The organism is Pseudoxanthomonas sp. UC19_8 (assembly GCF_042700505.1).
In the GTDB taxonomy this organism is placed as follows: Bacteria; Pseudomonadota; Gammaproteobacteria; order Xanthomonadales; family Xanthomonadaceae; genus Pseudoxanthomonas_A; species Pseudoxanthomonas_A winnipegensis.
In genome coordinates this window covers 2,739,111-2,763,356 of record NZ_CP170559.1, presented here as the reverse complement: position 1 = coordinate 2,763,356, position 24,246 = coordinate 2,739,111, and the positions used below count along the sequence as shown (strand labels likewise).

The 24,246-nt window shown below is 67.6% G+C and carries 16 protein-coding genes; 11 read left to right on the top strand and 5 right to left on the bottom strand.

The features are described 5' to 3' along the window. Positions 1 to 87 precede the first annotated feature (87 nt). Positions 88 to 363 carry a hypothetical protein gene (locus tag ACFJIT_RS12250; protein WP_379653755.1) on the bottom strand — a complete coding sequence of 92 codons (276 nt, stop codon included), beginning with the start codon at positions 361 to 363 and terminating at the stop codon, positions 88 to 90. 193 nt (positions 364 to 556) lie between these two features. Between ACFJIT_RS12250 and ACFJIT_RS12245 the strand changes: the two genes are divergently transcribed. Continuing rightward, positions 557 to 2,371, top strand: coding sequence for a P-loop NTPase fold protein (locus ACFJIT_RS12245; RefSeq protein WP_379653754.1), 1,815 nt, complete (start codon positions 557 to 559; stop codon positions 2,369 to 2,371). A 401-nt stretch (positions 2,372 to 2,772) separates the two neighbouring features. On the opposite strand, the gene ACFJIT_RS12240 is transcribed toward ACFJIT_RS12245, so the two are convergent. Beyond that, positions 2,773 to 3,513 (bottom strand): DNA/RNA non-specific endonuclease, encoded by a 741-nt coding sequence (locus tag ACFJIT_RS12240; protein ID WP_379653753.1) that lies wholly within the window; start codon positions 3,511 to 3,513, stop codon positions 2,773 to 2,775. Between the two features lie 654 nt (positions 3,514 to 4,167). On the opposite strand from ACFJIT_RS12240, the gene ACFJIT_RS12235 reads away from it, so the two are divergent. Then, entirely contained in the window at positions 4,168 to 5,688 is a 1,521-nt protein-coding gene (locus tag ACFJIT_RS12235) for an XVIPCD domain-containing protein (RefSeq protein ID WP_379653752.1), read from the top strand. A 27-nt stretch (positions 5,689 to 5,715) separates the two neighbouring features. Here ACFJIT_RS12235 and ACFJIT_RS12230 read toward each other — a convergent pair whose 3' ends face one another. Continuing rightward, complete coding sequence (locus tag ACFJIT_RS12230) at positions 5,716 to 5,958, bottom strand: hypothetical protein (protein WP_379653751.1); 243 nt, start codon at positions 5,956 to 5,958, stop codon at positions 5,716 to 5,718. A 623-nt stretch (positions 5,959 to 6,581) separates the two neighbouring features. On the opposite strand from ACFJIT_RS12230, the gene ACFJIT_RS12225 reads away from it, so the two are divergent. The 8 genes from ACFJIT_RS12225 to ACFJIT_RS12190 all read left to right on the top strand — a co-directional run bounded on the left by ACFJIT_RS12225 (position 6,582) and on the right by ACFJIT_RS12190 (position 21,203). Further along, positions 6,582 to 10,994, top strand: a complete 4,413-nt coding sequence (locus ACFJIT_RS12225) for an OmpA family protein (RefSeq protein WP_379653750.1) — start codon at positions 6,582 to 6,584, stop codon at positions 10,992 to 10,994. An 11-nt stretch (positions 10,995 to 11,005) separates the two neighbouring features. Next, positions 11,006 to 13,009 (top strand): hypothetical protein, encoded by a 2,004-nt coding sequence (locus ACFJIT_RS12220; protein ID WP_379653749.1) that lies wholly within the window; start codon positions 11,006 to 11,008, stop codon positions 13,007 to 13,009. 90 nt (positions 13,010 to 13,099) lie between these two features. Continuing rightward, entirely contained in the window at positions 13,100 to 14,725 is a 1,626-nt protein-coding gene (locus ACFJIT_RS12215) for a hypothetical protein (protein ID WP_379653748.1), read from the top strand. Further along, positions 14,725 to 16,410, top strand: a complete 1,686-nt coding sequence (locus ACFJIT_RS12210) for a CshA/CshB family fibrillar adhesin-related protein (protein ID WP_379653747.1) — start codon at positions 14,725 to 14,727, stop codon at positions 16,408 to 16,410. Before ACFJIT_RS12215 ends, ACFJIT_RS12210 begins: the two co-directional genes overlap by 1 nt. A gap of 312 nt (positions 16,411 to 16,722) precedes the next feature. Next, a complete protein-coding gene (locus tag ACFJIT_RS12205) occupies positions 16,723 to 18,012 on the top strand; it encodes a hypothetical protein (RefSeq protein ID WP_379653746.1) in 1,290 nt (429 codons plus the stop codon). A 79-nt stretch (positions 18,013 to 18,091) separates the two neighbouring features. Next, positions 18,092 to 19,009 (top strand): 30S ribosomal protein S6--L-glutamate ligase, encoded by a 918-nt coding sequence (rimK, locus tag ACFJIT_RS12200; protein WP_379653745.1) that lies wholly within the window; start codon positions 18,092 to 18,094, stop codon positions 19,007 to 19,009. A 186-nt stretch (positions 19,010 to 19,195) separates the two neighbouring features. After that, a complete protein-coding gene (locus ACFJIT_RS12195) occupies positions 19,196 to 19,873 on the top strand; it encodes a response regulator transcription factor (protein WP_130515758.1) in 678 nt (225 codons plus the stop codon). Next, entirely contained in the window at positions 19,836 to 21,203 is a 1,368-nt protein-coding gene (locus tag ACFJIT_RS12190) for a sensor histidine kinase (protein ID WP_379653744.1), read from the top strand. Before ACFJIT_RS12195 ends, ACFJIT_RS12190 begins: the two co-directional genes overlap by 38 nt. A 76-nt stretch (positions 21,204 to 21,279) precedes the next feature. On the opposite strand, the gene ACFJIT_RS12185 is transcribed toward ACFJIT_RS12190, so the two are convergent. Together ACFJIT_RS12185 and metF are read right to left on the bottom strand one after the other, a co-directional pair. After that, positions 21,280 to 21,888, bottom strand: coding sequence for a DUF4124 domain-containing protein (locus ACFJIT_RS12185; protein WP_379653743.1), 609 nt, complete (start codon positions 21,886 to 21,888; stop codon positions 21,280 to 21,282). Between the two features lie 466 nt (positions 21,889 to 22,354). Continuing rightward, the gene (gene metF / locus ACFJIT_RS12180; protein ID WP_130515763.1) at positions 22,355 to 23,185 is read right to left on the bottom strand and encodes a methylenetetrahydrofolate reductase [NAD(P)H]; all 831 of its coding nucleotides are present in this window, start codon (positions 23,183 to 23,185) and stop codon (positions 22,355 to 22,357) included. Between the two features lie 137 nt (positions 23,186 to 23,322). On the opposite strand from metF, the gene ACFJIT_RS12175 reads away from it, so the two are divergent. Beyond that, the gene (locus ACFJIT_RS12175) at positions 23,323 to 24,246 is read left to right on the top strand and encodes a M14 family metallocarboxypeptidase (RefSeq protein ID WP_379653742.1); all 924 of its coding nucleotides are present in this window, start codon (positions 23,323 to 23,325) and stop codon (positions 24,244 to 24,246) included.

Genomic DNA, 24,246 nt, shown 5'->3' with positions numbered 1-24,246 from the left:
GGAGGACGCGTTAGCAGAACCCAGGCGGCCACACTTTCCGCTGCCCGGCGCCTCCTGAAAGCTTCGGTCTGCCGTTCTTGGCAGAAGCTACTTTGTGTTGTGAAGGTAAAGGCTGACGGCTTCTGCGAACTGGGCGCGCTCATCAATGACTTCGAGGTGGTGCCGCGTTACCTCCCCATGGTGCTCGCGGGCAAGTTCCAGCATTGCCGTTTCAAGGTCTAGCGCGTCAGCAGGGGTGCCAAGCACCTCGAACGCAGCAGCCAAAGCTCGATGGAAGCGTTGCTCGTCGAGCCCATCAAAAGTGTGCCAAGTCGCCTCCCGCATCCAAGGGTCCAAAGCAGCCTTAAGTCGTTGACTTTTCATGGCGGTGTGAAGTGCTGGACTGGAATCAGCTTGCCATATCTAAAATCCCGTAGATAGAGGTCGCGAAAGACCCGTCATGAGCGGGATTCAGCCGAGTCTTCCAAGCTCTAGGCGGCTTTACGGAGTGGATGCCAACTAGGCGTGCCAGGATCATGGGGCTAGCATGGTGCGGAGATTGGAGGAGTGCATACTCATGCAGCAGCTTGATTCATACCTACAAAGTCCGCAGCCTGGCTACGCCATCCTCATCCATGGAGGATGGGGCGTCGGTAAGTCATTTATGTGGCGGAGCTATGCAGATCAACTGAAAGGACTGACTCCAATCACGGTGTCAGCTGCTGGTCTTCAGAATTCTGAGGAATTGGAGCGCGCTTTATTTCAGGCATCGATCAAAGACATCGGCACTGAAATGGTGAGAGAAGTTAGCACGGTGGTCGGCAGGGCGCTCCTGCGCTTTGCAAAAATTGACCCGAAGGACATCAAACTCAAGGCTGACGCAACGGCCGGGAAGAGCGTGGTGTGCATCGACGACGTAGAACGCTTTGCGGGTAACTTCGACGTATTGTTCGGTTTTGTGGTTAACTTGATCGACGACAGTGGCGTTCACTGTGTGCTCATCGCAGATGAGGAGCGAGCCAAAGATAACTTCAAAGGAAGTTATGGAAAATACAAGGAACGCATTATCGGGAAATCGGTGGCTTTACAGCCTAAACTGCGTGATTTTTGCGATCAGGTGATCAAAGGCTTTGTCGATCAATCTGTGCGCGAATGCCTGCTCGAAGGGCTGGATAAGCTGGTAGACCTCATTCAAGGGGCCAAGATAGAAAATTTGCGTACCGTGAGGTTCTTCTTGACTGAGATGGATTTACTGCTGCGGCAACTTCCAAAGGATCTCCTGGGTAAGGTATTCCAATCACAGCTGCCAAGCGCAGCGCTTTTCTGGACCGCGGCGACAAGGTTGGATGCTGATAACATTAAGCTGGTCGAAAGGCCATTCTTGAACCAAGACTTCGGAATGGCTCTGGCGATGCGCAGTTATAACCGGCGTAGAAAAGGGCAGCAAGGTAAGGCCGATGATGAGTCGCCAGATGATCTGGATACATTCAGTGAGCTTGTCAGTGAGCTTGGCCTTGCGCAAGTTAGTGACATGTGGCCAACCTCTCCATCCTTTGTCGACCACATGCGAGGGCGTGACGGGGTGGACTACCAAGAGCTTGCTGCGAACTTTCAGCTCACACTTGAAAAAAATAAGCAAGATTCGATTGCTGTAATCAATCACTACAATCGGCACTCCGATGAGGAGGTTCAGGGGGCGATTGTCGAGGCGCGAGCAGAGTTTGGGAATGATCCCATCACACTGGAAAGGTTACTGAGGATCTACCGAGGCCTTAATTACATGGCGCTGCGGGGGATCTTCGAACTAGAGCCGGAGCAATGGAAAGACGAAGCATTAGCGCGTCTTGACGGGTTGCTTGCTGATCCACGCCGCGTCGCACGTCACGCGTTCGAAATCTACTCGGCCAGTGGCGATACTAATGAAGCTGTCGTCCTCGAGAAGTGCAAAGAGTTGGCAGCTGCGGTTGAAAGCATTGAGCGCGCCGATGATCGAGCGGCAGCATTGAAGGCGCTTTATGAGGGCAACTCTCTGGTGTTTGATGCAACCACTACGCCAATTCTGGTCGGCGCGCCCGATGATCCGCGAGAACTTTTAAGCCTGCTTCGCACTGGTGGCGTTCTTGCTGTGACGCGTCTTGAGGAAATCATGCGTGGCCGCGTTCGGATAACTAATTCAGCGTCTTTCGTTGGTGTTGATAAGGACTACGCGAGCAAGCTCGCTGATTGTATTGAGGCCGAAGTGATCCTCAAAAGGCCTGCGTCAATTCTTGATGCGTCCCTGCACAGCTTGAGTGGTGCGTTGCGGTTGTTCGTGAACCACATCGACGGCCAGATGCCGGTAACAAAAGCGTCTGCCATGGAGGTCGAAGAGTTAAGTCCTAACGGGCACTAGCAGCCGCCTGGTTCGGGTCAGGCCTGGCTTGCGGGTGGCAGGCGTAAGGCCTCTTCTGGGTCTGACGCTCTGTCCCTCGTGAACGTTGGCTTCTTCTATACCAGAAAAAGCTAGGAAGGGTGGGGTGGCTGCGCTAGCATGTAGGTATCGTTTCGGGTATCTTCATTACGGACGCGGATCCACCGTAAGTCCTTGATTGAGAAGAGTCTCGGCTCCTGGAGCCGATTCCCTTCACCCGCTCCAGTTTCAGCAAGGCGCCCGGCGATTTCCGCCGCTCCGCATTCGGCGACTCGCTCCGCAATCCTCCCTTCGGCGTGGCTTTGACGCGGTTGTCCCCATGGCACGCTGTCGTCCTTGATGCGCATGCCCGGCCCGGGCGGGCACGCGCGCGCCGCTGGCGATCAGCTCAGGTCGCAGTTGCTCGGCAGTGTCCAGGTCGAACTGGGCAGCATGTGCTTCACCTCATAGGACGCGGTGATGCTGACATTGCTCGCTCCGATGAGTTCCTCCAGATCCGCGATCGAGACGATGTAGTCGTCCAGGCTGCCCAGGCCTGTCTCGTTGGGAATGATCCAGCTGATGGCCTTCTCGGCGCCCGTGTTCGGATCCGTGGTGATGATGGTCTTCCAGAAGTATTCCGGCGTGCGGATGCCGTGGCTGGCCAAAAAGTAGTCGTTGGAGGTGTCGCCATAGACCACGCCGCCGTACACCTCGACGGGGTTGATGTCCCGGTAGCACTCGGCGACGTTTTCGGCCTGCACCCAGATGCCCTGGTTGAAGCCCGACACCTGCGGCACGATGTTGGACATCAGGTTGGCGCGGCGGATGTAGGTCGTGTTGTAGTCCATGTGGTTGGAGGTGACCAGATGGCCGCGATCGTAGCCGGAGCGTACGCTGGAATAGGACTTCGTCGAGGTCTGGCCACCGCAGCCGCTTGGCAGCGTCGTGTCGAGGTTGAAGTCGGAGGGGCGAACGGCGGAGCCGTTATCGGCGCCGAGGGTGTATTCGTAGCGCGTGGCGGTGTGCTCGGTGCAGTCGTAGGTGAGGATGAAGCCACCCTTGTTGAGGGTGACCACCTGGGCCTGCGCTGCGGCGCTGAAGGTGGTGAGCAAAAAGACGGCGAGAAAGATCGGGAATCGCATGGCTTCTCCATGATGTTGGCGGGCCGCACGAAGCCAGCACGCACGGCCCTGGGCCGTGCCTGTTGAGCGACATGCGAGTTGACGGAGGTGGAGCAGACAGCCGAGACCGGCGCGATGCCGGAGTGGTGTGAGAAAGACGACCACCGCGCCCCTTTGCCACGACGTGGCACGCGGTGACCGCAGATATCCAACAGAGTTTCTGCGTGGTCAACAGCCAATGAGGCAAGCTGGGACTGAGTCCTTGAACCCGACTTGTGTCAATGAAGCGCCATCAGGATGAAACGTCGATCAGGGCTGCCCCTGCTGGGCCGGCCGATTGAGCATGGCGCATGGCACGTGCTTCCAGGCGTCGTGCGGCTCACGCATCCGTGCCTCAACACGACGCAGCCGTCGCAATCGATGAGGGCAGCGACGTTGGCATGCCGACCTGGCACATCGTTGAGCACTGCGGAATGATTGCGCGGTTGCAGGCGCTCAACTTCAGCAGGTTGGCGATCCGATCGGGCCGTGTCGGTCCAGGTGGCTGCAGACGACAGAGGTCGGTTCGAGCGTCCAGTCACATTTCGAGGCGCCGCCCCTCCAGGATCTTCCAGCCACGCTATGCACCGGCGCTAGGATGTTCCAGACAAGGAATCCCACAAAAGGAGATTGGCCATGGGCGCCTCGAAGCACCCGCTCCAAAGCGGGCAGCAGGTGGAACTCGTGGATTGGGAGGGGTTGAAGCCGCCCCAGCACGGGGCCGCACTGCAGAACGCGGCGTGGGATCCGGAGGCCTCGCGCATCGGCCTGGCGTTCTACGGGTCCACCGAAGAATTCATGCGCAACGACTGGGCCAGGCAGCACATGAGCCCGACGCCGGCAGCGCTGCCGGGACAGCGCCCGGTGCTGCTGTACTACAGCGAGCGAGAGGGGAGCTGGCATACGCCCGAGGCGTTGGATATCGACCACATCGTGCAGTGGAAGGACCATCTCAAGGCGCTGGACGTTCGCAATCTGGCCGAAGCCCAGATGGGCTACAACGATGTGAGCAACCTCAGATTGCTGCCAGCGGCGGTCAACCGCGCACGCGATGCAGCGGATCGTGTCCACGACCAACATGGGCCGCAATCGGCCGAATGGCGCGCATGGTGCCATGCGCGTTTCGGCTTCGATCCGTCGGCGCCGCGGGCGGCCTTCGATCCGGACACCGACGGCGCCAAGCGGCGCGCCGCGACGCTCGAGGCCGATTGGACGCCGGCGATGACGCGCAAGGACCTCTCATTCGATACGGCCGTGGTGGAGAAGTGGTTCGAAAGCGCCTTGAAGGACGCCTACCGCGGTGAAGCCTCGGTCACGCGTCCGGTGGCGCCTTTCGACACGATGAAGGTGCCGCTCTTCGAGTGCGCAGTCACCAGGCAGCTCTGCACGCGCGACGCGTTCGATATCGATCATGCCATCGCATTCGAGGCGCTTCTCAAGGAATTGCCCAAGCACACCGGCGGCCAGGGCCTGAAGAAGGCCGATGTGCTGGATGCCTTCAACGACACCAGCAATCTGCGCCTGGTCAGCCGCGCGGCCAATGCGTCGCACGAGTTCGAGCTCAGTGGCCAGGGTCAGTATCAGGAAGCGCTCAAGGAGATGCCGGAGCAGCCCGGAGAGTTCAGGAACTTTCTGGTGCCGGGCGCGATGAGTGCGGCCGACCAGCAGGTGCTGACCGACGCCATCCAGGCATTCGTGGGAAGGGATCGGCACAAGGCCGAGGTGTATTCACAACTCAAGGCCAGCGGCGTGATCGACTTTCAGGATCCGCGCGCGACCGCGGGGCCGGTATTGCAGCTGTCCGATCCGCATCATCCCGACCATCACCGGTTCGACATGGTCATGCGCAGGATCGAAGTCCTGGACCCCAACGGGCAGGTGCTTCCCATGCAAGCGCATCGCGAGAATCTGGCAGCGGCGCTGGCGGTGGAATCCAAGCGTCAAGGCATGACCAGGATCGACATGGTCGACAAAGGTGGGCCCGAAGGCACCCAGCTGTTTGCCGCCGAGAAGCAGGGCGCGGTGCTGGGGCGGGCCCAGGTCTCGGTGACCGAAGGCGCCCTGACGCCGATGTCGTTCAGCACGGCCGCGGCCGATGCCATGTCTGCCCCGGTTCAGTCGCAGGCGCACGCGCTGCAAAGAACCGCGCATCAATAGCCTCGGGCTCGGGCCCATTAGACGGAACTAGGTCTGCGCTTTGCGCTTCGGCCTTGCCTTGGTGATCGGAGTCGGAGCTTTGGGCGCCTTTACGCCCAGCAATGCCCGAACCTGACGCTGCTGCTTGTCCGTGAAGTCATGGAAGTGCGCGGACAGCGCGCGTTTGATGCGCCGGTGGGCCTCTGTGATCGCGGCCTGGATCAGCGCCCGATCCGCATGTTCGGCTACGGGCTTGCGGGACAGCAACGGCGTCTGAGGCTTGGATGGCATGGGCGAGAGGGGCAAGAGCGAAGCCAATCCTCGGACCTGCCATGCCCGCTCGCAACCCCGTGCTGGCTCGGTCGTCCAAGGCGCGGTGCTCTGCGAGCGCAGGCAACAAGGGTGGCCGGGTGCATAGGCGGCCGATCGACGCTGCGCACCCAGAGATCTGGAGGCGTTCCACGCCTGCATCAGGTCGGGTTCTCTCCGACCGCTCTTGTCCCCAGCCCGCTCCGAAACCGAGTAGCGCGTGCCGGCCCTTGGGCACGCCTTCCGCCGCTGCCGCTTGTCTGCCGAAACCCGCCGGTCGTCGCCTCCTCGGTATCGCCCTGGGTTGACCCCTTCCCTGTTCATCCCGGGCCGGAGCGGGCTAATCGCCCGTCTGCAAGGCATTCCCGCCGGAGCTGAACGTTTCAATTCACCTAGGTGAAAATAGGTGACTCAAATCACGTTTATTCCTGGGGGTGGCCAGAAAAGCGTGAGCCAGTTATCATTTATAAGCGACGTGTTACGCACTTTTTTGCGGCGCGCGTCGTACATCGCGGTCCTTGGCCGTGATGGGGGAGGCTCGCAAGGCTGCGTTGGCCACGATTGGACCGGCGCTGCCTTGTGTCTTTGAAACAGGGGGCAGTTCCGTGGCAGTGACGTCAATCCTTGGCGCGCAGAAGGTCTTGCGCGCGCTCTCTTCGTTCGCGCTGCTGATCGGCCTGGCCGCCGCGCTTCCCGCCGTCGCCCAGACCTCGGTCACCAATACGGTCACTGTCACCAACCCGTCCGGCGTGACCTGCACCGCCGGCGGCAGTTGCGAGGTCTCGGCCACCGACTCGGACACCGTGGTGGCGCCCCAGCTCAACCTGGCCAAGAGCCACAGCGGCAACTTCCGCCAGGGCCAGAACGGGGTCTACACCCTGACCCCCGGCAACACCGGCACCGCGCCCACCAGTGGCGCGATCAGCGTGGTCGACACCCTGCCGAGCGGCCTGAGCTATGTCTCGGCCACCGGTGCCGGCTGGGCCTGCGGCAGCTCCGCCGCGACCGTGACCTGCACCAGCACGGACGCCATCGCCAACGGCGCGTCCGGCAACCCGATCACGCTGACGGTCGCGGTCGCGACCGGCACCACGGGCAGCGTGACCAACACCGCGCGCGTCAGCGGCGGCGGCGATGCGACCTGCCCGGCGTCCGGCGCGACCCAGTCGCGCTGCACCCCGTCCGACGCGACCGCCATCGATCCGCCCATCGATGCGGTCAACGATCCGTTCGGCACCGTGGTCAGCGGCACCAGCACCGCTTCGGTGCTGGGCAACGACACCTTCAACGGCGCGGCGGCCACCACCGCGACGGTCGCGCTGACGCCGGGCACGGCGCCGTCGCCCGCGGCCGGCAGCATCGCCATGAACGCCGACGGCACCATCGCCGTCGCGCCGGGCACCACGCCGGGCAGCTACAGCTATCCCTACACGATCTGCCAGGCCGGCCAGCCGAGCAACTGCGATACGGCCACCGCGACCCTGACCGTGGCGGCGCCGAGCATCGATGCGGTGAACGACACGGCCAGCACGCCGGCCACCACGCCGGTGACCACCGCCGTGCTGAGCAACGACACCCACGTGGGCGGCACGATCAACCCGGGCTCGGTCACGGTCACCACGCCTTCGCCCAATGGCAGCACCACCGTCAACGCGACGAGCGGCGCCATCACCTTCACCCCGAACGCCGGCTTCAGCGGCACGACCACCTACCAGTACCAGGTGTGCCTCACCAGCCCGAACCAAGCGGTGTGCGACATCGCCACGGTCACGGTCAACGTGGGCAGCGCGATCGACGCGGTCGACGATGCGACCGAGACGCTGACCAGCGCCGGTGGTACCACCGCCACGTCGGTGACCAGCAACGATACGGTCAACGCGGTGCCCGCCGTGCTGGGCACGGGTGGCAATGCCACGATCACCGGCTCGACGCTGTCGAGCACGCCGGCCGCGGGCGGCATCACGCTGAATCCGGCCACCGGCCGCGTCACCGTGGCGCCGGGGACCACGCCGGGCAGCTATACGCTGACCTACACGCTGTGCACCAACCCGCCGACCACGCCGGCGACCTGCGACACGGCGGTCAAGGTGATCGTGGTCCAGGCCGGCATCGACGCGGTCGACGATGCGGCCGAGACGCTGACCAGCGCCGGGGGCACGAGCGCCACGCCGGTGACCAGCAACGACACCGTCAACAACGCACCGGCCGTGCTGGGCACCGGCGGCAATGCCACGATCACCGGCTCGACGCTGTCGAGCACGCCGGCCGCGGGCGGCATCACGCTGGACCCGGCCACCGGCCGCATCACCGTGGCCCAGGGCACCACGCCGGGCAGCTACACGCTGACCTACACGCTGTGCATCAACCCGCCGACCACGCCGGCGACCTGCGACACGGCCACCAAGGTCATCGTCGTCCAGGCGGCCGTGGATGCGGTCGACGACACCATGCCGGCCATCGGCAGCGGCTCGGGCGGGACCACGCCCTCGGTCCTGGTCAACGACACCCTGGCTGGCCAGCCGGTGTCGCTCAACACGGTCACGCTGACGCCGGGCGCCTCGCCGCAGGCGGGGCTGACGATGAACGCGGACGGCACCATCACCGTGGCGCCCGGTACGCCGGCCGCGACCTACGCCTATCCGTACACGATCTGCGCCAAGAACAACGCCAACAACTGCGACAGCGCCGTCGCCACCGTGGTCGTGGCCCCGCCGATCGTGGCCAACGACGACCGCTTCCCGGCCATCAACGAAGCCGGCACGACCACCACGGTGCTGAGCAACGACACCCTCGGCGGCCAGCCGGTCAGCACCTCGACCGTGTCGCTCACGCCGGGGACGTCGCCCAATGCCGGCCTCGCGATGAACGCCGACGGCACCATCAGCGTCAGCCGCGGCACGCCGGCCGGCAGCTACGGCTATCCCTACACCATCTGCGAACGCGCCCATCCGACCAACTGCGATCCGGCCGTGGCCACCGTGGTGGTGACCGTGACCCCGATCGTGCCGGTGGACGACCATCCGCCCACGGTGGACAGCAGCGCCGGCGCCACCCTGCCCAGCGTGCTCGGCAACGACACCGTCGGCGGCAGCGGCGCCACCATGACCAATGTGGTGCTGACCCCGGGCGCCTCGCCGCAGCCTGGCCTGGTCATGCGCGCCGATGGCACGATCGCCGTGGCGGCGGGCACGCCGGCCGCGACCTACGCCTATCCGTACACGATCTGCGAGGCCGCCAACCCCAGCAACTGCGGCAGCGCCATCGCCACGGTCATCGTGGCCTCCAGCTACGACATCCGCCTGACCAAGACCGTGGCCGTCAACACCGCGGTGGTCGGCGACCTGGTGCGCTACACGCTGACCGTGCGCAATGTCGGCGACGGCAACTTCGTCGGCGGTGCGATCACCGATACGCCGCCGCCGGGCTTCACCTACGTGGCCGGCTCGCTGGTCGCCGGCGATGACGACCGCAGCGCCACGGTCAGCGGCCAGTCGCCGATCCGCATCGCCGGCGTGGACGTGGCCGCCGGGCAGAGCGCGACCTTCGTCTACCTGATGCGGGTAGGTGCCGGCGTGCGCCAGGGCACCCAGGTCAACCAGGCCCAGGCGGTCACCGCCGCCGGTGCGCCGGTGTCCAACGTCGCCACCGCCTCGCTGACCATCTCCTCCGATCCGCTGGTCGATGAGAGTCTGCTGCTGGGCACGGTGTTCGACGACCGCGACGGCGACGGCTGGCAGGACAGCGCGGCCATCACCGGGCTGCGCGTGCAGGGCGGGTTCGATCCGTCGGCCTACGTGCCCAACTCGACGCTGATGGATGCCGGCCAGGGCTGGCAGCCGCAGGCCGACGCGAGCGCGCCGCTGCTGCACGGCATCGCCGTCGGCAAGCTCAGCGCACGCCAGTCCGAGGCCGATCCGGCCGAGGCGCACCAGGTGGTGATCCGCCAGGTGCTCAGCGCGCCGCGCTTCAGCGACGATTTCGTGCTGACCACCGACCAGGGCGTGACCGTGCGCATGGATGCGGCCGGCAGGACGCGCGTGGACACCAGCGGCCAGGCCGCCAAGGGCCTCACCGCAGCCGCGCCGACGGTCGAGCGCCGCCTGTCGCAGGGCGAGCAGGGCTACGTGGTGGACTACGTAATCCGCAACAGCGGCATCGACGAGCGCGGCATTCCCGGCGTACGCATCGCCTCGGTCGAAGGCCTGGTGATGGAGACCGACCAGTTCGGCCGTTATCACCTGGAAGGCGTCGACGGTGGGCAGTGGTCGCGCGGCCGCAACTTCATCCTCAAGGTCGATCCGACCACGCTGCCGAGCGGCGCGCAGTTCACCACCGCCAATCCGCTGGTCCGTCGCATCACGCCCGGCATGCCGGTGCGCTTCGACTTCGGCATCAAGCTGCCGCAGGGCCTGATCGAAGGCGGTGCGCGCACGGTGGAACTGGAGCTGGGCCAGGTGCTGTTCGAGGCCGACAGCGCCCAGCTCAAGCCGCAGTACCTGCCGGTGGTGGAGAAGATGGCCGGCCGCATCGAGGCCTATCACGGCGGTGAGGTGGTGATCGCCGCCGACGGCGAAAGCGCCGCGCTGGCGTTCGACCGCGCCAACGCGGTCAAGGCCGCGCTGGTACCGCGACTGACGGCCGCCACCGCGGCGGCCACGCGCGTGAGCCTGCGCAGCGAGGCGTCCGATCCGGACACGATGATCGCCGGCCTGGACGGGCGCGGCCCGCTGCTGGGCTCGGTCCTGTTCGACACCGGCAAGGCCACGATCAAGCCGCAGGCCGATGCGCTGCTGGATGGCGTGGCCCGCTATCTGGAACAGCGCGGCGGTGGCGTGGTGGCGCTGGTCGGCCATGCCGACCGTCGCGGCGACGCGGCGCGCAACGTCGAACTCGGCCTGCGCCGCGCCAAGGCGGTGTACCAGGCGCTGGCCCAACGACTGCGCCCCGAGGTGCGCGCGAAGGTGACGGTGCAATCCAGTGACGATCCGACGGCTCCTGCCGGCGTGGCCGGGCAGTAAGGGGGCTGAGCATGAAGACCATCACGATGAAGTTGCTGGACTACACCCTGATCAGCCTGCTGGCCGGCACCGCGCCGCTGGCGGCCGCGCAGGAAGCGTCCCCCGCTCAGCCCGAGACCCCAGAGCCGCAGTGCGGCCCGGAGGGCTGCCAGGCGAGCGAAGGCCTGTTGTTCAAGGTGCGCACCCGCGGCGATACGCAGCCGGTCACCGCGCCGCAGGCGTCCGATGCCGCCGCGCTGGCCGCGGACCGCCGCGTGGACATCCTGCAGGTGCAGCCGGGCCAGGCCACGGCCACCGGCAAGTTCTCGATCAGCCTGGCCAACGGCGGGGTGATCTGGGCAACCGAGGATCCCCAGATCGGCACGGCCGAGCTGTCGGTGTCGGCGCCGGGGCTGGTCGCCTTCGACGGTGCGCGCATCACCAAGCCGGTGCAGTTCTATGTGCGCAGCAACTACTCGGCCTTCGTCGCGCGCTACGAGCTGGCGATCTATCGCGCCACCGACACCGACCTGGTCGCGCCGCTGGCCACCGTGCCGATGCAGGTGGGCAACGTCAGCCATGTCGACTGGGATGGGCAGCTGCCGGCCGACTACCACTATCGTGCCGGCGATTCGCTGGCCTATGTGCTGCGCGCCTACGACGCGCAGGGCCGCTTCGACGAGACCACGCCGCGCACACTGCAGCTGGTCCGGCCCGACGAAGCCCAGCGCGGTAGCGACCTGCTGCGCACGTCGACCGAACGCAGCCTCGGCACGGCGCTGACCGACGACCAGGCCCAGACCCAGCGCCTGGTGGAGGACGTGTTCGCCGGCAACGGGCTGCGCCTGCAGAACATCCCGCTGTACGGCTCGCGCGTGCGCATCCAGGGCCGCAACCTGCCCGAGGGTTACCAGCTGGCGATCAACGGCGAGACCTATCCGGTCGACCTGGAGCGCAAGTTCGCCGCCGAGTACCTGGTGCCGGTGGGCCATCACAGCTTCGACGTGGCGCTGCAGGACGGCGCCGACGGGCTGGGCGGCGCGGCCGCGGGCACCGGCGTGCCGGCCGCGCACCGCACGCTGGATGTGGATGTCACCGGGCGCTATTTCTTCGGCGTCGGCCTGGCCGATGTGACCGTGGCGCAGAACAAGGTGTCCGGTTCGACCGCGACGCTGTCGGCCACCGATCCGCGCTACGCCGACGACATCATCAGCGACGGCCGCCTGGCCTTCTACGGCAAGGCCAAGTTCAACGGCAAGTACCTGGTGACCGCGCAGGCGGACACCACCGAGCAGGATCTGGAGCACCTGTTCGACCACTTCACCCAGGCCTATGCCACGGACGTGTTCCGCAGCCTGGACCCGGACCTCTACTACCCGACCTACGGCGACGACTCGTCCGTGCGTCGCGACGTGGACACGCAGGGCCGGTTCTACGTGCGCGTGGACTGGGACAAGAACCAGGCGCTGTGGGGCAACTACGCCACCGGCTTCACCGACACCGAGTACGCCCAGTACGTGCGCTCGCTGTACGGCGCGGCGATCGACTGGCGCTCGCACGCGATCAATCCCTGGGGCGAGGCCAAGACCCAGGTGCGCGCGTTCGGCTCGCAGGCGCAGAGCGCGCCGGGGCATAGCGAGTTCCTCGGCACCGGTGGCAGCCTGTACTACCTCAAGCACACCGAGATCCTGGCCGGTTCCGACCAGGTGGTGCTGGAAGTCAGCGACCCGACCACCGGCCGCGTGGTCGACCGGGCGACGCTGGTGCGCGGGGTGGACTACGAGATCGACCAGATCCAGGGTCGCATCCTGCTGACCCGTCCGCTGGCGCAGATCACGCGCGACAACGTCACCACGCTCACCCGCGACACGCCGCTGGACGGCTATACGCAGCGCCTGCTGGTGGACTACGAATTCGTCCCGACCGGGTTCGACGACGACGAGGTCACCGCCGGCTTCCGCGGCAAGCAGTGGCTGGGCGACCACGTGGCCGTCGGTGCGACCTACGTCGACGAGAACCGCAGCGGCGAGGACTAAACGCTCAAGGGCGGCGATGTCACCCTGCAGGCCGGTCGCGGCACCTATCTGAAGGCCGAGTACAGCCAGACCGAGTCCTACGCCACGCCGGTGTTCTTCTCCGACAACGGTGGCTTCACCTTTACCCAGATCAACGCCACCGGCCCGCGCCAGGGCGAGGCCAAGGCCGTTGAGGCGCGCGCCAATCTGAAGGAGCTCGGCTGGACCCAGCAGGACTGGGCGGCCGGCGCGTGGTGGCGCGAGGTCGGCGCTGGCTATTCGATCAGCCGCTACGACACCGGCGAGGACCTCACCGAGTACGGCGCGGAAGTCACCGGCCAGTTCACCCAGGACCTGAGCGTGTACGCGCGCTACAGCAAGACGCAGAGCGGTGCGCAGTCGCTGATCCAGGCGCAGGTCACCAGCGAGTGGCGCATCGGCGACTTCGACACGCTGGCCGCCGAGATCCGCCGCGTCGAGGAGCAGCGCACCGTCGGCGAGGCCGCCGGCCTGCTGGGCGCGTTGAAGTACACGCACCGCTTCGGCGACACCTTCGACCTGTATGGTCAGGCGCAGCTGACCCTGGACGACGACCACGGCAAGTACGCCGACAACGACGCCTACACCGTCGGCGGCAAGTACCTGTTCGGCAACCTGTCCTCGGTCGGCGCGGAAGTCACCAGCGGCGATCGGGGCGATGCGGCCACGGTCAATGCCGAGTACCGCCTTACGCCCGATCACAGCCTGTACGGCGCCTACACCGCCACCCACGACGACACCCAGGCCTACGACCCGCTGTTCAACAACAGCGCGCGCGACGGCTGGACGCTGGGCCAGCGCTGGCGCCTGTCCAACCAGATCAACGTGTTCAACGAGAGCCAGTTCCTCAAGGACGACACCGCCGGCGAGTCCGGCCTGGCGCATACCTTCGGCCTGGATTTCTACCCGGCGCAGGGCTGGACCAGCGGCTTCACCCTGCAGCGCGGCGATCTGGTCAACAGCGCCGGCGGGCAAGTCGAGCGGCGCGCGATCAGCGTCAGCCTGGGCCGCACCTCGCCCGATACGGATTGGGCTTCCAAGGTGGAATGGCGGCGCGACACCGGTGCGGAGGAGCGCGAGCAGTGGGTGTCCACCAATCGCCTGACGCATCGCTTCAACGACAGCTGGCGCATCGCCGGTCGCCTGAACTACTCCGACACCGACGACAAGCTCGATCCGCTTGCCGGCGCCAGGTTCATCGAGGGCAACCTGGGCTTCGCCTGGCGTCCTTGGGACTCGGTGCGCTGGGCCGTGTTCGGCCGCTACACCTATCTGTACGACCTGGCCACGCTGGCGCAGATCGGCGGGCACGACTACGACCAGAAGACCCAGGTGCTCTCGCTGGAGGGTGTGTACAAGCCCGACCAGCGCTGGGAGTTCGCGGCCAAGGTCGCCCAGCGGGTGGGCAAGGCGCGCTATGGCCGCGGCGCGGGCCAGTGGTTCGATTCGACCACGACCTTCTACGGCACCACCATCCGCTACGACCTGGGTCAGCAGTGGCACGCAATGGGCGAGTACCGCATGCTCAAGGTCGAGGACGGCGGCAACCGGCGCGGCTGGCTGGCCGGCGTGGACCGCGACATCGGCAAGAACCTGCGGATCGGGCTGGGCTACAACTTCACCCAGTTCAGCGACGACCTGACCGACTTCGACTACGACCACAAGGGCTGGTTCATCAACCTGGTGGGGAGCTACTGATGCGCATCAACTTCAAGCAGGCCTGGGCCATGCGTGGCCTGGGGCTGGCGCTGGCCGCCGGCGCGGCGCTGGCGCCGATGCAGCAGGCGCAGGCCGCGGCCTACGCCACCGGCGGCACGGGCAAGTACCGCAAAGAGATCCTCTGGCTGACCTGGGGCGGCGGCGTCAACGGCACCGATGGCGTGGCGCTGGCCAACGGCAACTCGACCACGGCCACCCTGCAGGTGGCCAACGGCCAGCAGATCCAGGTGACCTGCACGCTGGCCAACCTCAATGGCGCGCTGAGCAGCTATCGCTCCGGCGATTACAGCGGCGATGGCCTGGAGGACATGTACAACATCGATGGCACCGGCGGCGCCAACAATCTGGTGGCGGGTCTGGCCACGGCGATGGCCTCGACGGCCAGCTTCGATATCGACTGCTCGGCGACCCGCAACGGGGCGTCGTATCCGATTCCCGGCCTGGTCATCGCCGATGCCGAGTCGCTCAAATCCACCTTGGACGGCAACGGCGTCCCCAGCGAATACATCCGCGGCACGGCCGCGGGCAACTGGAACATCCTGGAGATGTTCGCCGGCAACGGCAATCCCTATACCGCCACCAAGACCACCAACGGCGGCAGCCAGACCATGGAGTTCGGTCCGGGCGGGCAGGGCGGCGGCACCAGTCCCGTGGCGCTCAGCTACCTGACCTTCACCACGCCGACCGCCACGCCGAGCATGTCCTTCGCCATGCGCGGCAGCGGTATCACCGCCATGTCCATCGGCCTGCTGGTGCCGCGCGCGGACTACGGGGATGCGCCCAGCAGCTACGGCACCGCCGCGCACCTGTTCTACGACTGGGTGCACGGCGACGACAGCGGCGTATCGGCCACCGGCACGAACATCAACGCCTCGTCCTTCCGCCCTGGTGGCCTGTCGCCGCTGACCACCGATCGCGTGGGCACCGTCGGCCCCGATGGCGAGCCCGACACGTCCTCCTCCGACAACGCCTACGGCATCGCCGGCGCCAATGAGGAAAATGGCTGGCCCGCCTCGCCGGCGATCAATGCCGGCACCGCGGGCACCACGCTCACGCGCAGCATCGCCTGCAGCGGCACCGGAACGGTGGCCGGCTGGATCGACTTCGACGGCAACGGGACCTTCGACAGCGACGAGCGCGCCGCCGGCACATGCTCGGGTGCCAATGGCACGGCCAGCCTGAGCTGGACAGTGCCCAACGACATCCAGGCCGGCACGACCTGGGTCCGCCTGCGTTACGCGCAGAACGCCAGCGAGGTCGCCAGCCCGTCCGGCACGGCGACCAGCGGCGAGGTCGAGGACGCGCAGATCACCATCGCCCAGGCCAGTGCCAACCTGGTGGTCACCAAGACCAACACGCCCGCCGCGGGCGCCAACGATCAGGCCAACGACACGGTGGTCAAGGGATCGAGCCAGACCTACACCATCGTGGTCACCAACAACGGTCCGCAGCCGGCCAATGGCGCGATCGTGCGCGATCCGGCCAGCAGCGGCCTGACCTGCACGAGCGCCAGCTGCACCGGTGCCACCAACGGCGCGGCCTGCCCGACCCAGGCCAGCGGCAGCGCGCTGTTGGGTGCCCTGCAAAGCTCCGGCGGGGCTGCGATTCCCACGCTGCCCAATACCGGCACGGTCACGCTGACCGTCACCTGCACGGTCGACTAAGATCCCGCCGCACTCCACATCGTGAGGGGCGCCATGGCGGCGGTGATGCTTTCCCGGCAAAGCCCTATCGCCGTCATGGGGGCTCCCACCTGTAGAGCGGAGCTTGCTCCGCTGGGGCCTTCCCCACGAACCGAACGAAGAGCAGCGGAGTCCCCAAGAGGGGATTGCCACAAGCTCCGCTCTACATGCAGGCCGCAAGATTTGATGAGAAAGTTGCTCCCACCAAGGCGGGGGCTTCTACCAGAGGCCTCAGCTTCGCGGTTTCAACCGCGATCGGGCATTTCCCGTGATTGAGCAAGGTCTCCAGGTTCGATGAAGTCTTCGTTCGTGTTCGTCCGTGTGGGGCTCGGCCTGGCGCTGCTTGCGGCCATGGCCTCGGCCCAGGCCCAGGAAGTCACCAGCTGCCCGGCCGGCCTCGAGCAGACCCGCCTGTATGCCTACACCGGCAATACGCCCGCCACGTTCACCGTGCCGGCGCGGGTGACCTCGGTGCGTCTGATCGCCGTCGGCGCCGATGGCGGCGAGCGCACGCTCAATCCGTATCAGGGCGGCGCCGGGGCGCGGGTCGAGGGCACGTTCGCGGTCGCGCCGGGCGATGTGATCACGCTGCTGGCGGGCCAGGCGCCGCCCGGCGCCAACGACCAGGAGTCCGGTGGCGGCGGCGCCTCGGGCGCGTATCTCAATGGCGCGCTGGCGCTGATCGCCGGCGCGGGCGGTGGCGATGACAACACCGGCAATGGCGGCGGCGGGCGCGCGGGCCTGGATGGCGGCAACGGCGGCTCGCCGGCCGGTGGCGACTGCGCGGCCGGTGGGCTGGGCGGCGTCAACGGGGCAGGGGGCCAGTTCGGCGAAGTCGCCGCCGACGGCAGCACCAGTTGCCAGACCGGCGACGGCGGCGCAGGTGGCGGTGGATTCAACAGCCCCGGGCAGGGCGTGACCTTCGTCGGCGCGCACCAGGGCGCGGGCGGCGGCGGCCAGTGTTCGATCAACGGCGCGTCCGGCGGCGCCGGCGGCACGGGCGAACCGCTGGCCGGCGATCGCATCGGCGCGGCCGGCGGCTGGGGCGTGTGCGGCGGTGGCGGCGCGGACGATCGCGAGAGCGGTGGCGGCGGCGGGTATTCCGGCGGCGGCGGTGGCCCCGAGTCGGCTTACCCGGGCGGCGGCGGCTCCTATGTCGCGGCCACCGCGACCTCGCCCACGCGGGTGGCCGGCGCCGACGGCGGCGGCAGCGGTCGCAACGGCTCGGTGCGGGTGTGCTATTCGCTGCGCGCCGAACTGAGCGTGACCAAGACCAATACGCCGTCGGCCGGTCCCAACGACCAGGCCGGCGACACGCTGACCCGTGGCGAGGCGACCAGCTACCGGATCGTGGTCAGTAATGCGGGGCCGGTCGCCGCCGATGGCGCGGTGCTCCGCGATCCGGCCGCGGCGGGCCTGACCTGCACCGCGGCCCGCTGCGGCAACGCCAGCGGCGGTGCGATCTGCCCGACCGGCAGCGATGCCGCGCTGCTGGCCGCACTGCAGTCCAACACCGGCCTGCAGCTGCAGACCTTGCCGGTGGGCGGCGCGCTGACCTTCACGGTCGACTGCACCGTCGACTGAGGGCCGCGGCGGCGCGCGCATGAGCGGTCACGGCGCCGTGTCATGCTGTGCGCCGTTTTCTACCCCGGCCCGCAGCCGCATGAAACTGGCGATCCTCTCCCGCAACACGCGGCTGTATTCGACCAAGCGCCTGGTCGAGGCCGGACGCCTGCGTGGCCACACCGTGCGCGTGCTCGATCCGCTGCGCTGCTACATGCGCATCGACCGCGGCCGCTTCGACCTGCGCTACAAGGGCGCCACCCTGTCCGGTTTCGACGCGGTGATTCCGCGCATCGGCGCCTCGGTCACCCGCTACGCCACCGCGGTGCTGCGCCAGTTCGAGCTGATGGGCTGCCACACGCCCAACAGCTCCGATGCGATCCTGCGCGCGCGCGACAAGCTGCGTGCGCACCAGCTGCTGGCCGCCCACGGGATCGACCTGCCGGCCACCGTGTTCGGCGACAACCCGGACGACACCGCCGACCTGCTGGCGCTGCTGGGCCCGCCGCCGCACGTGATCAAGCTCAACGAGGGCGCGCAGGGCGCCGGGGTGATGCTGACCGAGAAGCCCTCGGCCTCGCGTTCGGTGATCGAGGCGCTGCGTGGGCTGTACGCCAGCTTCGTGGTGCAGGAGTTCGTCGAGGAGGCCAAGGGCGCGGACCTGCGCTGCTTCGTGGTCGGCGACCGGGTGGTGGCGGCGATGCGCCGGCAGGCGCCGGAGGGCGACTTCCGTTCCAACCTGCATCGTGGCGGCGAGGCGTTTCCGGCGATCGCCAGCGACGAAGAGGCGGCCGTGGCCGTGCGCGCTGCCCAGGTGCTGGGCCTGGGCGTGGCCGGCGTGGACCTGATCCGCTCGGCGCGCGGCCCGCTGGTGCTGGAGGTCAATTCCACGCCGGGGCTGGAAGGCATCGAGCAGGTCTCCGGGGTGGACATCGCCGGGGCGGTGGTGGAACTGGTGGCCGCTGCCGCGGTCCAACGCCCATCCCCCCTCGCACGCCGCCCCGCCAGCCGAACGTGAACGGCCATGCAGGGAGGCTCACCGACGGTGTGACAGAATCGCCCCGTCCCGCGCGGAAGGCTGAACAGGCCGGCCCGCTGCGGCTTGGCCCGCACAGGAACAACCCAAGGATCCCCATGACTTTCCCATTCCCGATGCGCCGTGCTGGCGCCGTCCCGGCCGCCCGGCCGCAGGAGACCTGCTGACATGCGCATCCTCGTCATCGAAGACAACAGCGATATCGCCGCCAATCTGGGGGATTACCTCGAAGATCGCGGCCACACCGTGGATTTCGCCGCCGACGGCGTCACCGGCCTGCACCTGGCCGTGGTCCACGACTTCGACGCCATCGTGCTCGACCTCAACCTGCCGGGCATGGATGGCCTGGAGGTCTGCCGCAAGCTGCGCAACGAGGCGCGCAAGCAGACCCCGGTGCTGATGCTCACCGCCCGCGACAGCCTGGACAACAAGCTGGCCGGCTTCGACTCCGGCGCCGACGACTACCTGATCAAGCCCTTCGCCCTGCAGGAAGTGGAGGTGCGCCTCAACGCGCTCTCGCGCCGCGGCAAGGGCGTGCAGACCCGCGTGCTGGACGTGGGCGACCTGGAATACAACCTGGACACGCTGGAAGTGCGTCGCCAGGGCAAGCTGCTGCAGCTCAACCCGACCGCGCTGAAGATCCTGCAGGCGCTGATGGAGGCCTCGCCGGCGGTGGTCACCCGCCAGGAGCTGGAGACGCGCGTGTGGGGCGAGGAGCTGCCGGACTCGGACTCGCTGCGCGTGCACATCCACGGTCTGCGTGCGGTGGTCGACAAACCGTTCGAAGTCCCGCTCATCCAGACCCGCCATGGCATCGGTTACCGCATCGCCGCTCCCGAAGCCTGAGGGCCCCGCGTCCGCGCGGCCGGCCGCGACGCGGGCGCGCAAGTTCCGCCGGCGGCTGCGCACCCGCATCGTCTGGTCCTTCGCCCTGCTGGGCCTGTGCCTGACGGTGCTGTTCGCCTATGCCTCGAACGTGGCCCGCCAGCGCGTGGAGAACCAGCTGGTCGAGGACGTGATGAACCGCAACATGGAAGCGTCCTGGCGCAGCTATGTGGCCAGCGGCGGACGCAACCTGGACATCCCGGTCCAGCAGATGAAGGGCTTCGTCTATCGCCCGGACAAGCTGGACAGCCTGCGGCGCGATTTCCCAGAGTGGGAAAAACTCGACGACGGCATCCACCCCATGTCGGGCACCGATCCGGATGGCAAGCCCTTCGCCTACAAGGTCGGCGTGCGCAAGACGCCCAATGCCTGGTTCTTCATCGCCTACGACATGGGCCAGGTCGCTCAGGGCGAGGTGCAGTTCAAGCGCACGCTGTACGGCACCGTGCTGGTGTTTACCCTCGTCTCGCTGCTGATCGGCTGGTGGGCGGCCTCGCGGGTGATGAGCCCGGTGTCCGAGCTGGCCAACCGCCTGCGCGCCTACCGCGGCAGCAGCAACCCGACCCAGCTGGGGCCGCTGTTCCCCGAGGACGAGGTGGGCGAACTGGCGCGCGCGCTGGACGACTATTCCAACCGCCTGACCGAGGTCGTGCAGCGCGACCGCGAGTTCAACGCCGACGTCAGCCACGAGCTGCGCACGCCGCTGGCGGTGATCCGCGGCGCGACCGAACTGCTGCTGGGCAAGCCCGACCTGGAGCCCAAGATCCAGGCGCGCCTGCTGCGCATCCAGCGCGCCGAGCAGGCGTGCTCGGACCTGATCGGCTCGCTGCTGCTGCTCTCGCGCAACGAGCGCGGGCAGGGCACCAGCAATGTGGCCAAGGTCGCCGAGCAGCTGCTGGATTCGCACCGCGCGCAGATCGGCGGCAAGCCGCTGGAGCTGATGCTGGAAGGCAACCAGGACCTGGTCATCGACGCGCCGGAGGCGGCGCTGTCGGTGGCGCTGGGCAATCTGGTCGGCAATGCGGTCAAGTACACCCAGGAGGGCACGGTGCGGGTGCGCGTGCTCAACGATGCGGTCGAGGTCATCGACTCCGGCCCGGGCCTGAGCGAGGAGGACGCGGCGCGGCTGTTCGACCGCGGCTATCGCGGCACCCACGCCGGGCATTCGCAGGGCGGCGGCATCGGCCTGTCCATCGTCAGCCGGCTGTGCGACCTCTACGGCTGGCAGGTCAGCGTGCGCCCCGGCGCCGAACGCGGCGTGGTGGCGACGCTGCGGTTCCATCCGGCCTGAAGGCCGCGACCAAGACTTTCCTGAGCCGTTCGCGGCACCTCCGACCATGGAGGCCCGCACCCGCGGGCATGATGGGTCAGAGCGAGATCCAGAAGCAGTCGTAGCTGCGGCGGATGCCCAGTACCGTCGAGGTCGGCGTGCCGTTGGACAGCGTCTGCTGCAGGCGCAGGCCGACCGGGCGCCGGCGCTGCGGCGGGGTGGCCTGCGGATAGAAGCCATCGGTGTTGGCATCGGTGATGGTGCCGTCGGCCTCGACCACCGGGTCGGGCGCCGGCAGCACCGGGGTGATGTCCAGCAGGGGCCGCCGCACGATGCCCTCCATGCGGTCGAGCAGGCGATTGGCCGACGCGTCGGAGACGCCGTTCCACTGGTACAGCGCGGCCAGGTCGTTGGCGTCCTTGGCGGCGATGGCCGCGCCGATGCGCTGGACCAGGTCGGACAGCTTGCGCGGGCAGCCCAGGTGGGTGCGCGCCGGCGCGTCGCCGGCCTCGCCGGCGATGGTCGGCAGCGGGCGCGGCACACGGCTGGCCGCGCCCAGGTCCTCGCAGCGGCGATCGGTGAACACGCTCACGCCGCTGGCGTCGGTGCAGCGATGGATCGCCTGGGCCCGCGCCGAAGCCGACCATGCCAGCGCGGTCAGCGCGAGGGCCAGGGTCAGCAGCAGGAGCGGGACGGGCATGCGCATGAAGGGGCGCAGCCTACCCCAGCCAAGCTGAAGTCCATGACGCGATCCGGTAAGAGCCGGCATGCCGGCGATGGGCCTCACCCGTGAAGCCACCACCGCCGCGGGCCAGAGGACTGCCAAGGCACCGAAGAACAGAAGACCGGAAGCCGCTGCAAAACCCGCCGTCGTTCCCGCGAACGCGGGAACCCATGGACGTTGCGCGGCCTGTCCGAACGTCCCTGGATTCCCGCATTCGCAGGGATAACGAGCTTTGGGGTTGGCGCGCGCATCCGGTGGCGCTTTCCGGCGAGCGCGTGGGTTCCGGCGAGTGGCCAGGTTTACGGCGCGCACCGCACGCAGCGGCGAAACCTCCCTCGTCGTTCCCGCGAACGCGGGAACCCAGCGACTTTCCGCGCAAAGGCCAAACACCCCAGCCCGCGCTTCCGCGGGAGCACTGCGTTCCTAGGAAATGCTCAACCGCGCGTCCCTAGCGAATCCCCAACCGCTGCAGCACCGTCTGCGTGGGCTTGGCCAGATTGAGCGTGTAGAAGTGCAGCGACGGCGCGCCGCCGTCGATCAGGCGCTGGCACAGCTGGGCGACCACGTCGGCGCCGAAGTCCTTCACCGCCGCCGCGTCGTCGCCGTAGGCCGCCATGCGCTTGGCGATCCAGCGCGGGATCTCCGCGCCGCACTGTTCGGAGAAGCGCCGCAGCTGGGCGAAGTTGGCGATCGGCATGATCCCGGGAATGATCGGGATCTCCACGCCCAGCCTGCGCACCGCCTCGACGAAGCCGAAATAGGCATCGGCGTTGTAGAAGTACTGGGTGATGGCCGCGTCGGCGCCGGCGTCGACCTTGGCCTTGAAGTGCTTCAGGTCCGACAGCGCGTCGCTGGCCTGCGGATGGGTTTCCGGATAGGCGCCGACTTCCAGCTGGAACGCATCGCCGTGCTCGGCGCGGATGAAGGCGATCAACTCGGAGGCATAGCGCAGGTCGCCCGCATGGCCCATGCCCGAGGGCAGGTCGCCGCGCAGCGCGACGATGCGCTTGCAGCCAATCGCGCGGTAGAGCTTGAGCAGCTCGCGGATCTCCTCGCGGCTGCCGCCCACGCAGGACAGGTGCGGGGCGGCGTCGAAGCCGTGGTGCTGCTTGAGGTGCCGCACCGTTTCGGCGGTGTAGCTCAGGGTCGAGCCGCCGGCGCCGAAGGTGCACGAGACGTACTCCGGCGCGTAGCGCGCCAGCCGCTCGGCGGTGCGATTCAGCTGGGCCCGCTGCTCGTCGGTCTTGGGCGGGTAGAACTCGAAGCTGATCGGCGTCATGGCGGGGCGTTGGGCGGCGGGTGCGGCATCTTATCGCTTCATCGCGATGGATGCATGGAGAGCGGTCGATGCGGCCAGCCGGGCGGCCGGCGGGTGCTAAAGTCCCGCGCCTCTTTCCGCTGCCAGGGTGTCGCTGCATGACCGTGTCCACGTCCCTTTCCATCGGCACGCCGGGCCGCCCCTGGGGCGCGGCCGAGAAGGCGCAGTGGCGCGCCGCCCAGACCCGCAAGCGCGGCTATGCCGACGAGGTGCTGGCCCGGATCGAACCGCTGCGCGCGCGCTTCGACGTCGCGCCGTACGGCCATCTGGACTACGACGCGGACCAGTACGACCTGTTCGCCGTGCGCAGCCGCTCCTGGGACCCGGCTCTGCCGACGATGCTGGTCACCGGCGGCGTGCACGGCTACGAGACCAGCGGCGTGCAGGGCGCGTTGCAGTTCCTCGAACACCACGCCGCCGCCTATGCTGGTCGCGCCAATCTGCTGGTGGTGCCGTGCGTGAGCCCGTGGGGCTACGAGCGCATCCACCGCTGGAACCCCGACGCGCTGGACCCCAATCGCAACTTCCGCGCGCACAGCCCGGCCGCCGAATCGGCCGCCCTGCTGGCGCTGATCGCGCCGCTGCGCGCCGGCATCGTGATGCACATCGACCTGCACGAGACCACCGACAGCGACGAGACCGAGTTCCGCCCGGCGCTGGCCGCGCGCGACGGCAAGCCCTATGTGCCGGGCACGATCCCCGACGGCTTCTATCTGTGCGCCGACAGCGCCGCGCCGGCGCCGGCCTTCCAGCAGGCGGTCAACGCCGCGGTGGCCAAGGTGACCCACATCGCCCCGGCCGATCCGGACGGCACGCTGATCGGCTCGCCGGCGGTCGCCCCGGGCGTGATCGAATACGACTGCAAGGCGCTGGGCCTGTGCGCCGGCATCACCGACGCGCCCTACCGCACCACCACCGAGGTCTATCCCGACAGCCCGCGCGCCACGCCGCAGCAGTGCAACGACGCGCAGGTGGCGGCGATCCGCGCGGCGATCGACTACGCGCTGGCGCAGCGGGGCTGA